Here is a 13790-nt window from a genome sequence, read left to right as displayed (position 1 = left end):
ATTTTATCTTCAACTTATTTTTTAAATTATTAAAGATATGATTTAGTACATTTTTATTAGGCACCCTTTTTCATAGCTTGTTCAGCTAAAACATTCTCTCTATTTAGTAGTGGTGATATTCTCTTATAAGATACAAAGGTTATAAGAGATACTATGGCTCCTTTTATAATATTAAAAGGAGTTATTCCTAGAACAATTATTCCTGTTAAACTAGAAATATTAGAGTTTCCTGCTGCTGATGCTCCTATAACATTAGCCATGCCACCCATTATTGTAGCATATAATGGAATTAGTATAAAGTAATTAAATACTGCTCCTACTATAGTCATTATTATAGTTCCTAAAATTAATCCTGTAATTGCACTCTTTTTAGTTTTATTTTTATGATAAACATATGATGCTACAAACACAAAAGACCCACCAATTAAAAAGTTAGCAAATTCTCCAACTCCACCGGTGTAAGTGCCATGAAAAACTAGATTTAATATTACTTTTCCACCTTCTATAATTACTCCTGCCACTGGTCCCAATGCAAATCCACCTATAAGTGCTGGTAAATCACTAAGATCAAGTTTTAAAAATGGTGGAAATCCCGGTATTGGAAATTCAAATAACATTAATATAAATGCTATTGCTACTAATAAAGAGATTTTTACTAATTTGTTTACATTTTTAGATGTGTTCATTTTTAATACCCCCTAAATTTATTGCATACTTCATAGGGTGAATTTATCCGATGACTATCCACTCTAATACTCCCATCTTCTTCGAAATGGGTGTTAAGATTGTCTACGTCCCTGGATAACGATTTCTAACCTTCAAAGAAGCTAAGAACTCTGTTTATAGTACCCTAATGCCTTCAGATTTGTTATTTCTCTAATGACTATCTCATTAATACTGTTCATTATAACTTAATTGTTAAAAATAATACTTATAACAAATCTAAAAAAGCCCTGATTAAAAATCAGGGCTAAAACAAGCATCACTAAAATACTATATACCTACTTCTTTCATCCAGACTATACTGTCGGCTTCGGAGTTTCACCGAATCAGCCTTTCGGCTCGCGGGCTTTACCGCCGGTGGGGAATTACGCCCCGCCCTGAAGTGCATTATTAACTTTTATTACATCTTAATCTTATCATGAAAATCATTACACTTCAATATATTTTTTAAAATTCATAGATAAAATAGATATTTTTTTAACGATATTTTTAAACTTATATCTTACTTTTTAAATGTTATTCTACGCAAACAGACTTTATTTTAACTCTACATCTTTTTTCATTGATAAAGATATTCTATTTCTCTTTTCATCAATATCTATTACTGTAACCTCTACTACATCTCCTAGCTTAACTACATCTAGTGGATGCTTAACAAATCTATCACTTAATTGACTTTTATGAACAAGGCCATCTTGGTGTACTCCAATATCTACAAAGGCACCAAAATCTGATACATTTCTAACGGTTCCTAATAATTTCATTCCTTTTTTAAGCTGAGATAGTTCCATAACCCCAGTTTTAAATATTGGTTTTGGCATTTCTTCTCTAGGATCTCTTCCTGGTTTTTTAAGTTCTTTTATAATATCTAAAAGAGTTGGTTCCCCTATACCTACTTCTTTAGCTAAATTAGATACTCCTACCTCTTTAACTTTTTCATCTATACCCTCTATATTTTTACCACTTAAATCTTTACCATCATATCCTAGGATAGTCATAAGTTTTTTACAAGCTTCATAGCTTTCCGGATGGACAGATGTACCGTCTAAAGGCTCCTTACTATTATCAACTCTCAAAAATCCTGCACATTGCTCATAGGCCTTAGCTCCTAATCTCTTTACCTTTAAAAGCTCTTTTCTTGATTTAAACTTTCCTGTATCATCTCTATAGGCAACTATATTCTGAGCTATACCAGAATTTATTCCAGAAATATAAGATAAAAGTGCTGGTGTTGCTGTATTTAAATCTACTCCTACATTGTTAACACAATCTTCAACTATATTTTTTAGAGATTCATCTAATCTTTTTACAGTAACATCATGCTGATATTGACCTACTCCTATAGATTTAGGGTCTATCTTTACTAACTCAGCAAGAGGATCTTGAAGCCTTCTTCCTATGGATATAGCTCCTCTTACCGTAACATCTAAATCTGGATATTCTTTTGTTGCAAGCTCTGATGCAGAATAAACTGAGGCCCCAGCTTCAGATACTATTACATAATATATATCTTTACCTGTTTCTTTCTTTATCTGTGCTATAACTTCCCCTAATATCTCTTCTGACTCTCTACATGCAGTACCATTTCCAAGAGAAACTACATCTACATTGTGTTTTATCATCATCTTCTTTAATATTTCTTTAGCCTCTTTAACCTTAGCTTCACTTGCAGCTGTAGCATGAACTGTGACATACTCTAAAAACTTACCTGTATCATCAAGAATTGCTACTTTACATCCAGTTCTAAAGCCTGGATCAAAGCCCATTACAGTTTTTCCCTTTATAGGTGGAGACATAAGAAGCGCCTTAAGGTTTTCTTTAAATATTTTTATAGCCCCATCTTCTCCTTTTTCCGTAAGCATATTACGTACTTCTCTTTCAATAGATGGATATATTAATCTCTTTATAGAGTCATCTGTACTGGTATTAACATACTCATTACACTTCATATTATCAGTGACCATAAATTTGCTTATATAGCTTTTTATTTTTTCTACATCACAGGTAATCTTAACTGAAAGAACTTTTTCATTTTCTCCTCTATTTATAGCAAGAATTCTATGAGAAGGTATGAATTTTACCTTTTCACTATACTCATAATACATTTCATATTGAGTTCTCTCTTCACTGCTTCCTTTAGTTTCTATAACTCCATTATTTACCACATAATCTCTTATCCACTTTCTAAACTTAGCATTATCACTAATCTTTTCACTGATAATATCCATAGCTCCTTGTAATGCTTCATCTATAGAAGTTACGCCTTTATCTTCATCTATAAACTCTGCAGCATACTCCTCAGGAGATTTTTCTCCCTCTCCAGATAAGATATACTCACTTAATGGTACTAATCCCTTCTCTGTAGCTATTATAGCTCTTGTTCTCTTTTTAGGCTTAAATGGTCTATAAATATCTTCTACTTCTGTTAAAGTTTCAGCTTTATCTAAAGAAATTTTAATTTCGTCTGTTAATTTTTCTTGCTCATCAATTAATCTAATAACATCTTCCTTTCTACTTTGAAGATTTCTTAGATATGTAAGTCTTTCTGAAAATTTTCTTAAGATTACATCATCAAGACCACCGGTTTTTTCTTTTCTATATCTGGCTATAAAAGGCACTGTATTACCCTCATCTAATAATTCTATTACATCCTCCACTTGAGACTTGCTCATAGGAAACTCTTTAATTAACTTCTCGTTTATAATTGACATCTTTTCTCCTCCTGATTGTTTCTAAGCATAGTATTCTTTAATTTTATCACATTATTAGAAAATTTATCATAATCAAAATAACTTTTTCATACATATACTAATATAGTAATGTTTAAGGTGATGCCATGAAAAAATTTATAGTTTCTTCTCTTTTAACCTTTTCCCTAATCCTTTCTTCCATCAGTTATAATAGCCTAATGCTAACTAAAAACTTCGATGCTAAGGAAGTAAAAGATACTATCCATTATCTATCTTCTGATGAGTTTAAAGGGCGATTAAGTGGAACCTTAGAAAATGCTTTAGTTGGTGCCTATATAAAGGATGAGTTTGAACACATAGGATTAGAACCCCTAAGTAATGGCTATTACCAAAGCTTTCAAGTAAATTACCCTAAGAGTTTGTCAGATGAACCTATGATTGCAGTTATTGATAAAGATAAGAAAATACATAAGATTTTAGAATACGGTGTTAATTACAAAGAAGATTTACTTAACTTTAGGAATACAGAGATAGAGTTTGATAACTTAGATGTCTCTTCTAGAAACAATGATGCAATAGCAGTTTCTAATGATATGGGAACTGCAATATTTTATACTTCTTCTAATAATACTCTTGGGTTTAGAAGCTCTTTTTACGAAGAAAGTAACAAAGGGCTATTTATTACAGTGACTAAGGAAACTCTTGCCGAAATAGAAAGTTATTTAAATGAAGGTTTTTCAATCTACACCTATATACCTTATTCTATAGAAGAAGCAAGTATCAATAACATAGTAGGTGTAATTAAAGGTAAGGACTCATCTCTTCCACCTTTAATCTTAGGTGCCCACTTCGATCATATAGGTACTGATCTAGGTGGAACTGTTTATAACGGAGCTTTAGATAATGCTTCTGGAGTATCATTTCTCTTAGAGCTTGCTAAGTACATTAAAACCTTAGGCATTCCTGATAGAGATATAATCTTTGTTTCCTTTAATGCTGAAGAATTTGGCCTTAAAGGCTCTAAAGCCTTTGTAGAAGAATATAAAGACTTAATATCTGGAAGTAGAGTTTATAACTTTGATATGATTGGAAGCTATGACGGTACTCCTCTTTGTATTATGGCTGGTAAAACTAATACGGCTAAAACTCCTATAGTAGAAGAATTAACTAAGGCATTCCAAGATAAAACNNAAAAATATATTTTAATTACATCTTCGAGAATTCTAGTGACCATGGTTCCTTTGTTGATGCAGGGATTGAAGCTGTAACCCTTTGTGACTATGATTTATCTAGAATTCACACCCCAAATGATAAAATAGAATATATTAGCGAAGAAGCAATTGATAGATGCTTTAGTGTTATGAAAACTCAAATATTTAAAGATAGTTATTCTAGTAATGTACTATATAATCATTTAGAATTAATTCTATTTCTATCCTTAGGCGCTTCTGTAATTCTAAGTGCTATCTATTACAACACAAAAAAGAGTAGTTAATTGAAACTACTCTTTTATTTGTTTTAGATATTCATTTATAAACATATCTATATTTCCATCCATTACTGAACCTACATTAGAAGTTTCAGCTCCAGTTCTATGATCCTTAACTAAATTATAAGGGTGGAATACATAGGATCTTATCTGACTTCCCCATGCATTATCCTTTATCTCCCCTGTTATATCCTCAATTTTATCCTTATGCTCACGAATTTTAATATCTATAAGCTTAGCTTTCAGCATTTTTAAAGCATATTCCTTATTAGTGTGCTGACTTCTTTCATTTTGACATTGCACTATTATATTAGTAGGTATATGGGTTATTCTTACTGCAGAATCTGTAGTATTTACATGCTGTCCACCTGACCCACTAGATCTATAGGTATCTATTTTTAAATCCTCTGACCTAATTTCTATATCTTGATTTTCAGTTAGCTCTGGTAAAACTTCACATCCAGCAAAGGATGTTTGCCTTTTTCCACTAGAGTTATAGGGTGATATCCTAACTAATCTATGAACACCCTTTTCTGATTTTAAATATCCATAGGCAAAATCCCCAGTAACCTTAATAGTAACCGCTTTAATTCCAGCTTCATCATCTGCCACATAGTTTAAAACTGTAACCTTAAAACCATGGGCTTCACACCATCTGGTATACATCCTGTATAACATATTAGTCCAGTCCTGGGCATCATTACCTCCAGCACCTGTATGAAGCTCGAGTATAGCATTGTTTCTATCATATTCTCCACTTAAAAGAGTTTCTATATTAAGATTTTCTATCTCTTCTCCTATAGACTTTAATTCACTTTTTATATCCTTATAAGAGGAGGAATCCTCCTCCTCCAAACTCATCTCTATGAAAATTTGAACATCTTCTGTTCTAATCTCCAAATTTTTAAAATTATCTAATTTATCCTTTATTGATTTTGCATTCTGAGTAATTTCTTGTGCCTTATTTATATCGCTCCAAAAATCCACTTCTTGCATTTTAAACTCAAGTTCAGATAATTTCTTTTCTTCTGCTGCTATGTCAAAGAGACACCTTCAATTCTTGTAATTTTCTACTGATGACATTTACTTCATTTAAGCATTCTTCTAATTGTAATATCACTTTTATTCTCCTCTTCCACAACAGTTCTTATATTTATATCCTGATCCACATGGACATGGGTCATTCCTATTTGGTTTAGCTTGTTTTTTTACTGGCTCTTTCTTTAAAGAATTATCCTCATTAGTTGAAGTTATTTCAGCTACTCTTTCTCTTTCTGGAGCCTTCTCAACTTTAACATGGAATAGGTACTTAACTGTTTCATGCTTAATATTTTCTATCATTTCCGCAAACATTTCGCTACCTTCCATTTGATACGCTTGAGCTGGATCTTGTTGCTTATATGCTCTAAGTCCTATACCTTGTTTTAAGTGATCCATACTATCAATATGATCCATCCACTTAGAATCAACTATCTTAAGTAGGATAACTCTTTCAATTTCTCTCATTTGCTCTTCGCTAAATTCAACTTCTTTCTCAGCATATAATTCCATTGCTTTATCTAGTAATAATTCTACAATCTCATTATTAGATAACTTAGCAATTTCATCTATTGTAACAGTATCTTTTGGTAGATATACATCTTCCATGTATTTTATTAATTTATTTAATTCATCTTCAAAAGTATCGTCTATACCACTAATATGAGTATTAACTGAACTTTCTATAACATCCTTTATCATTGTTTGTATTTGATCTTTTATATTAGCCCCCATAAGAACTTCTTGTCTTTGTTTGTAAATAATTTCTCTTTGCTTATTCATTACGTCGTCATATTTAACAACATTCTTTCTAACGTCAAAGTTATTTCCTTCAACTTTTCTTTGTGCACTTTCTATAGCACCACTAACCATTCTACTCTCAATGGCATCTTCTTCTTGAAGCCCTAATTTATCAATCATACCTCCAAGTCTCTCAGAACCAAATATTCTCATTAAATCATCTTCAAGACAAATATAGAATCTAGATTCACCTGGATCACCTTGACGACCAGAACGTCCTCTTAATTGGTTATCTATACGTCTTGATTCATGTCTTTCTGTACCTAATATCTTTAAGCCTCCAAGTTCTACTACTCCTTCTCCAAGCTTAATGTCAGTACCTCTACCAGCCATGTTAGTAGCAATAGTTACAGCACCCTTTTGTCCAGCTAATGCTACAATTTCTGCTTCTCTTTCATGGTACTTAGCATTTAATACTTGGTGTGGTATTCCTTTTTTCTTAAGCATAGCAGAAATCACTTCAGACTTATCTATACTCACTGTACCAACTAAAACTGGCTGGCCTTTTTTATGAGTTTCTCCTATCTCATCTACTAAACACTTATATTTTCCTTTAATAGTCTTATAAACAACATCTGGATGGTCTACTCTTGCTATTGGCATATGAGTTGGTATTACTATTACATCAAGACCATAAATCTCTCTAAATTCAGCTTCTTCAGTTTCAGCAGTACCAGTCATACCTGCAAGCTTAGTATACATTCTAAAGTAGTTCTGGAATGTTATAGTTGCAAGGGTTTTAGATTCTTTTTCAACCTTAACTCCCTCTTTTGCTTCAATAGCTTGATGCAATCCATCACTATATCTTCTACCTTCCATAAGTCTTCCTGTAAAGTCATCAACAATAACTACTTCTCCATCTTTTACTATATAGTCCTTTTCATTCTTCATTATGTGGTTTGCCTTTAATGCTTGAACTAAATGGTGTTGAATATCCATATTTTCAGGATCTGCATAATTTTCTAAATGGAAATATTTTTCTGCCTTTGCTATACCTTCATCAGTAAGTATAACGGAATTTCTTTTTTCATCTATTAAATAATCTTCTTCTAATAATCCTTTAACGAAAAAGTCCGCAATTCTATAAAAATCAGTAGACTTATCTCCTTGACCTGATATTATAAGTGGAGTTCTAGCCTCATCTATNNTCAACCTCATCCACAATAACATAGTTTAATTCTCTTTGAACCTTTTCTTCTTTATAAACTACCATGTTATCCCTTAGGTAGTCGAACCCAAATTCATTATTAGTACCATAAGTAATATCACAATTATACATTTGTTGTTTTTCTATCTGCGTCTGACCATGAATTATAACTCCTACTGTAAGACCTAAAAATTCATGAACTCTTCCCATTTCATCTCTATCTCTCTTAGCAAGATAGTCGTTAACTGTGATTATGTGCACACCTTTTCCAGCTAAGGCATTTAAATAAGATGGAAGAGTGGCAACTAAAGTTTTACCTTCTCCTGTTCTCATCTCTGAAATTCTGCCTTGGTGTAATACAACTCCACCTATAATCTGAACATCATAATGTCTAAGACCAAGAACTCTTTTAGATGCCTCTCTAACTACTGCAAAAGCTTCTGGAAGAATATCATCTAACGTTTCACCCTTTTTTAATCTATCTTTGAATTCTTCTGTCTTTTGTCTTAATTCTTCATCACTTAATTTTTCTATAGTCTCTTCAAGTGAATTAACCTTCTTAACTATTGGCATAATTCTTTTAATTTCTCTTTCACTGTAGGTACCAAATATCTTGTTAAATATTTTCATCTAAAATCATCCTCACTCTTTCTATCTCAGGTTTGTTAGCTATAATCATCACATAAATACTAATTAAGATTATATCAGTTATTCTTTGTCACTTCAACTTTATACCTATATTTTTTATCCAAAATAAGTAAAATTTTGTTCTATTTTAACATAGAATTAATAATTTCTATTACTATAAAAAACTCTATAGCTAATGCCATAGAGTTTTTATTAATATAAAAAGTATATTTTTAACTTTTCATTAAGATTAAATTTAGAAATCTTGTTCAATTAAACCATAATTTCCATCTTTTCTTTTATAAACAACATTTACTTCCTCTGTATCGCCATTCATAAATACGTAGAAATCATGTCCTAAAAGTTCCATTTGTAATACCGCTTCTTCTTGGCTCATAGGTTTTATAGCAAATCTTTTAGTCTTTACTATCCTTGGCTCTTTTTCTTCATCATAGTCAGCATAGCGTTCTATATTATTAAATTTTAAAGAATTGTCATAATTTCTTCTTTCAAGCTTAGTTTTTTGTTTTCTTATTTGACCTTCAAGCTTGTCAATTACAGTATCTATTGCATTATACATATCTCCATTTCTTACTTCTGCTCTTAATAATGCACTGTTAAACGGAATTATTACTTCAATTTTGTGTATGTTCTTCTCCACACTTAGTGTAGCTGTAGCATTCTCATTATTTACAAAGAATTTATCTAATTTTGATAACTTCTTTTCTACTGCAGCTCTAAGCCCTTCAGTAACCTCTATATTTCTTCCTATAACTCTAACTTTCATAATTCCAGCTCCCCTCATATTAAAAAGTATTATTGTGCTTCCTTTTAATATTTCTATTTTGTAATTATATTTTAAACTTTACCATAAATACTTGCAAGAAGACTTTACTCAATATTCTGAAAAGTTTTCTTTCTAGCCTTTTCTAGCTTTCTTTTCCTTCACTCTACGACTTATATCGTCTTTACATAGTATATGATTTCTTTCATATTTTATGTTATAATAAAATTACATGTGCTAGATATCATATACTAAAAATATAAATATTGTTTATCCATATTTATAAATTTTAATATCATTTCATAGCTGAAATTAAAACCACAACTTCAACATATAATGAAAAAATAGTAGTCCATAAAAGACTGCTAATTAGTACCACTAAGGTTCTTATGTCGTTTGACCTGGCCTTTGAACCCACACTCGCTTTTAGAAAATAGTCTACTTATACATTACTATAAGTTATGATAAGTGTTGATTTTGCTATATTTTTTACTTATAACTTACTATAAATTATTCTTCTATTAGCTTACTTGGTCAGGAAAAAATCAGGAATTAAGTTTTAAAGATTTTGATGACAAAAGAAAAGACTAGGTTAATCCCTAGTCTTTATCATTTATAGCCATTCATATTTTTTTAATTTTACATCATAAGATAAGTATATTTCAGTTCCTTTATCATCTACTACGGTTATATCATATGTCAAATACTCTATATCCTCAGCCTTACCTGTTTCAGGTGCAAGTGATTCAAATTTTGGTGAAGTTTCACCAGGCATAACAGTATCATAACTACTAATGAATGTTTTTTCATTTTTACCTTTTAATAAAATTGTTACATTAAATCCTTTTATAGCATATTTAGAGTTATTAGTAAATGTTGCTTCCATATACCTCTCACCAATTGAATCTGGTTCTAAAATCTTAAGATTCATAGGTAACTCTTCAATAGTAACTGGTGGTAATTCCTTCTTTGGTTCTTTTGCTTCCTCTTTTACTTCTACTGGTGGATTATCCGACTTTGATGCGGTACTTGAACTACATCCAACTAGGCCTAAAACCACTAGTCCACTTAATAATATACTTAAAAATTTTTTCATAATTAACCCCCTAAAATATTTTAGTTACATGAATATCTTACCATTTTATGAAATATTGTCAACTTATTATGTATAAATTTTAAATTATATGTCTATATTCTAAATACATCTTAAACCATGTGCTTATACAAAAGAAAAATAAGGTAGAAAGTAATATTATAATTACTTTCTACCTTTTAATTATAGTAGAAGAAGGTGTTTTAAACCCGACTTAATATATTTCATATATTATATAAAACTCATTCAAGTAAAAAACACCATAATATTCCTATACTAAATTCATTTTTCTATACTTCCAATGTGATTACTTATGATTTCAATGTTTTTATAGCATCTTTATATTTTAATTTTAGTATTTCTAAATAATGTTTAAAAATAAGAATAATATGGCGTATAGATGCAAATATTAATATTGCAATATGGTAGATTGGAGGTATAGATATGGCAAACTTAAATGAAATGGAATTACAAAACTTACGTCATTTAATTGGAGGACATTGTACAATTGAGAAAAAGCTAAATTGTTATGCAGATCAATGTACTGATATTCAATTAAAAGATATGTTAAAAAAAGATGCTAATGATGCAAAAACAAGTAAAGAAAAGCTAATGGCTTTCTTAGAATAGGAGGTAGTTGAAATGCAAGAAAAAGAAATGATAAGTGATTATTTAGCTGGATTAGATTCAAGCTTAGCTAAATATGGTGGAATAATAGCTGAAACTGAAAATGAAGAATTACGTAGAACTATTCAAACTCTTAGAAATCAAGATGAAGCTAGACAATATGCTCTTTTCCAAAAAGCAAAAGAAAAGGGATATTATATTCCAGCTCAGCCAGCATCAGCTAGTGAAATTACTACTGTTAAACAAGAGCTTTCACAGGGATAATTTTAGAGTAATAACTCTATAGGTAAAACTTATAAGATCATTATTTTAAATTTAAATACTCATATTTAAATTTAAAAATACTAATTATGCAATGAGATTTATGGTTACTGGAATACCTAATCTTACTATTGGTTTAATATTTTCTTTTAAATTTAAATACTAATGTTACTCTATTAATATTTAAAAATATTAACTTATGTATTACCTAAAATTTATTCAAAAGTATTAAGAGTAGTAATTATAGCTGTATAATTACTACTCTTAATGTCTGTTAAATACAACTATACAACTAATAAAGATTATGACTAAACATATATATACTTAAATTAATTATATGTCTCTTTGCTTAATACATAAAATATGATATTAGTAACAAGCTATAAACGTATCATATAACTTCTTATTTACCTTATCTACTTGACAGGGTACACTTCATAATGACTATTGGTATTAAAACAAGTACATTTGAAACATATGAATCTATTTATAGGCTTTATATTAAAAATTCTAGTATTGGTATAAAAAAAATTAAAGATATAAAATCTATAATGATTCAAACATTTTTAAACAATCTTCATAGTAAGGTAAGGAACTATCTTCTACTCGCTAAAATATATAAGCTTCTAAAAAGATTCTTTAACTATCAGATTGAAATTTATGCACTATTGAAAAATCCTTGTGTTAGCTTAAAAGTTCCTGGACAAATATATTATTTAAAAGAAAAGATTTCAGCAAAGATAGAAATATTTACTTCCGAAGAACAGGATAGAATTCTTAATTATCCATATGGGACACATAGCTAGAATAACTTATCTTGGTTTTAGCCTTGGAATGCATGAAGGAGAAATATTGGCATTAAGTTGGGATTATGTAGACTTAAAAAGAAGGATTTTACACATAAGTAAATCTGTAATATATACGAAAGACTTTGATGAAAATGGAAATGCTATCGGTGGTAGTTTTAAAATAACAATACCTAAAGCTTTAAGCTCTGTAAGAGATATAGATTATACAAAGAATTTTGATGATATGTGGAAGGTAGCTAAAGCTCAAAATAATAAGGGTAAACTTAAAGTTGGAGGACTTTATGATAATAAATATAATTTTGTTTTTACTAATCCACTAGGTGATGTTTTGAGTAAGAGATATTTAATATGACAATGGGAAAAGCTCTTAGTGAATTTGAAATACCTTATAGACCGTTTCACAAACTAAGACATACATTTTATAACTAAGATGGCTACTGACGGTGTTCCTGAGCCTATTATACAAGCTATAGTTGGTCATAAAAAAGGTTCTGGGATTACTCATAAGATTTACACCCATATAAATAAAGAAAACACTAAGAAAGCTCTTCAAAATTATAGGATAAGTGTACCTAAATAGATGTCATTTATGATTTATAGGTGGGGAATAGGTCGGGAATTCTTAAAAAATATAAAAAAAGTGCAGGTCCGTAAACCTGCAAACCCTTAAAAACAGGGCACTTTATGTCGTTTGACCTGGTCTTTGACCCCACACTCGCCTACTGGAGCTTTTGCTACCCAGAATTACCCTCTCACTACTAACTCTCTCGCATTAAAGCGGTAGGACTTACCTCTNNGCTCATTAAACATTTTATTTAATTTACGTGGATCGTTTCGCCTGCGACTGGCATCGACTTTCAACCACAAACCCGACTCTTATATTATACTCTACTTTTCGCCACTGTCAATATAAAAACTTCATTGGCCTTTATTTCCTTAATAGCTTTCGCCGCATAAAAAGCTGTAGCTCCAGATGTAATTACATCATCGATAATGAGCACTCTCTTTTCTTCTATTTCTTTTTTATTTTTAACTATAAAAGAATCCTTTATATTTTCCCATCTTTTTATATTGTCTAATCCAATTTGATCTGCACTATCACTTGCTTTATAAAGCAATTCCTTGTAAGGAATTTTGCAATTTTTACTTATATATTTACAAAGTACTTCACATTGATTAAACCCTCTACTTTTTAAAGCAGATTTACTACTTGGAATAAAGGTTAATATATCTACCTTATCCTTCAAATTTTCTAATATGAAATCACTCATATAACCTGCTAATATTTTTCCTGCTAAAAAACTCTTATTGTATTTAAGTTTTAAAATCAATTTCTTTAATTCATAGCCGTAGAATCCTAAAGAATAGCTTATAAATTCCTCATCTTGGTGAGTTATTGAGGATTCTATATTAATTATATTAATGCTCTTTTTACATTTTTTACAAATATAATCCTTATCTTCATACTCATCACATATTATACATTTATCATCTATCCCATATATAGTGGACAATATATTATCTACTATCTGTTTTATAATTTCAAAACTCCCTCTTCCCAAGCTCTTTTATTTAACTCCCTTAAAATATTTTTACATCTATCCATATCCTCAGTTTCACTATTACAAAGAAAAATAACCTCTTCTCGCTCTGCCATAGATCTTCTATTTATCTTGCTAGATATATAAATCAAATCCTTAT

The 13790-nt window shown here is 30.2% G+C and carries 12 protein-coding genes, 1 pseudogene and 1 riboswitch; of the genes and pseudogenes, 6 read left to right on the top strand and 7 right to left on the bottom strand.

The window, feature by feature from the left end; all coding sequences use genetic code 11:
* Positions 1–56: 56 nt before the first annotated feature.
* Complete coding sequence (locus B2671_RS06740) at positions 57–686, bottom strand: ECF transporter S component (RefSeq protein WP_346869717.1); 630 nt, start codon at positions 684–686, stop codon at positions 57–59.
* A gap of 312 nt (positions 687–998) precedes the next feature.
* A riboswitch (FMN riboswitch) is annotated at positions 999–1112 on the bottom strand.
* A gap of 147 nt (positions 1113–1259) precedes the next feature.
* Positions 1260–3434 (bottom strand): Tex family protein, encoded by a 2175-nt coding sequence (locus tag B2671_RS06735; RefSeq protein WP_346869716.1) that lies wholly within the window; start codon positions 3432–3434, stop codon positions 1260–1262.
* A 125-nt stretch (positions 3435–3559) separates the two neighbouring features.
* On the opposite strand from B2671_RS06735, the gene B2671_RS06730 reads away from it, so the two are divergent.
* Both B2671_RS06730 and B2671_RS17580 read left to right on the top strand, forming a co-directional pair.
* Positions 3560–4681, top strand: coding sequence for a M28 family metallopeptidase (locus B2671_RS06730; RefSeq protein ID WP_346869715.1), 1122 nt, complete (start codon positions 3560–3562; stop codon positions 4679–4681).
* Positions 4609–4908 (top strand): M28 family peptidase, encoded by a 300-nt coding sequence (locus tag B2671_RS17580; protein ID WP_414632621.1) that lies wholly within the window; start codon positions 4609–4611, stop codon positions 4906–4908. Before B2671_RS06730 ends, B2671_RS17580 begins: the two co-directional genes overlap by 73 nt.
* 6 nt (positions 4909–4914) lie before the next feature.
* On the opposite strand, the gene prfB is transcribed toward B2671_RS17580, so the two are convergent.
* The 4 genes and pseudogenes from prfB to B2671_RS06710 all read right to left on the bottom strand — a co-directional run bounded on the left by prfB (position 4915) and on the right by B2671_RS06710 (position 10395).
* Positions 4915–6022, bottom strand: a protein-coding gene (gene prfB, locus B2671_RS06725) for a peptide chain release factor 2 (protein WP_346869714.1) whose coding sequence is annotated in 2 segments (ribosomal slippage) — positions 4915–5943 and positions 5945–6022 — 1107 coding nt in all. Because the reading frame shifts where the segments join, the coding sequence is not laid out codon by codon here.
* 2 nt (positions 6023–6024) lie between these two features.
* A pseudogene (secA, locus tag B2671_RS06720) lies at positions 6025–8518 on the bottom strand (preprotein translocase subunit SecA).
* A gap of 253 nt (positions 8519–8771) precedes the next feature.
* Positions 8772–9302, bottom strand: coding sequence for a ribosome hibernation-promoting factor, HPF/YfiA family (gene hpf, locus B2671_RS06715; protein WP_346869713.1), 531 nt, complete (start codon positions 9300–9302; stop codon positions 8772–8774).
* 610 nt (positions 9303–9912) lie between these two features.
* On the bottom strand, positions 9913–10395 hold the full coding sequence (locus B2671_RS06710; RefSeq protein ID WP_346869712.1) for a hypothetical protein: 483 nt from the start codon (positions 10393–10395) through the stop codon (positions 9913–9915).
* A 441-nt stretch (positions 10396–10836) separates the two neighbouring features.
* Here B2671_RS06710 and B2671_RS06705 point away from each other — a divergent pair, with 441 nt between their 5' ends.
* The 4 genes from B2671_RS06705 to B2671_RS06690 all read left to right on the top strand — a co-directional run bounded on the left by B2671_RS06705 (position 10837) and on the right by B2671_RS06690 (position 12441).
* A complete protein-coding gene (locus B2671_RS06705; RefSeq protein ID WP_346869711.1) occupies positions 10837–11022 on the top strand; it encodes a hypothetical protein in 186 nt (61 codons plus the stop codon).
* 12 nt (positions 11023–11034) lie between these two features.
* Positions 11035–11283 carry a spore coat protein gene (locus tag B2671_RS06700; protein ID WP_346869710.1) on the top strand — a complete coding sequence of 83 codons (249 nt, stop codon included), beginning with the start codon at positions 11035–11037 and terminating at the stop codon, positions 11281–11283.
* 437 nt (positions 11284–11720) lie between these two features.
* The gene (locus B2671_RS06695; RefSeq protein ID WP_346869709.1) at positions 11721–12086 is read left to right on the top strand and encodes a hypothetical protein; all 366 of its coding nucleotides are present in this window, start codon (positions 11721–11723) and stop codon (positions 12084–12086) included.
* 46 nt (positions 12087–12132) lie between these two features.
* On the top strand, positions 12133–12441 hold the full coding sequence (locus tag B2671_RS06690) for a hypothetical protein (RefSeq protein WP_346869708.1): 309 nt from the start codon (positions 12133–12135) through the stop codon (positions 12439–12441).
* A 529-nt stretch (positions 12442–12970) separates the two neighbouring features.
* On the opposite strand, the gene B2671_RS06685 is transcribed toward B2671_RS06690, so the two are convergent.
* Positions 12971–13651: a ComF family protein gene (locus B2671_RS06685; RefSeq protein WP_346869707.1), complete on the bottom strand. Its 681-nt coding sequence runs from the start codon at positions 13649–13651 to the stop codon at positions 12971–12973.
* Positions 13652–13790 lie beyond the last annotated feature (139 nt).

Source organism: Clostridium sp. UBA5119 (assembly GCF_002414285.1).
In the GTDB taxonomy this organism is placed as follows: domain Bacteria; phylum Bacillota; class Clostridia; order Clostridiales; family Clostridiaceae; genus Clostridium_J; species Clostridium_J sulfidigenes.
Note: the sequence above shows the minus strand (reverse complement) of the source record. Positions and strands in the feature narration are given on the sequence as shown.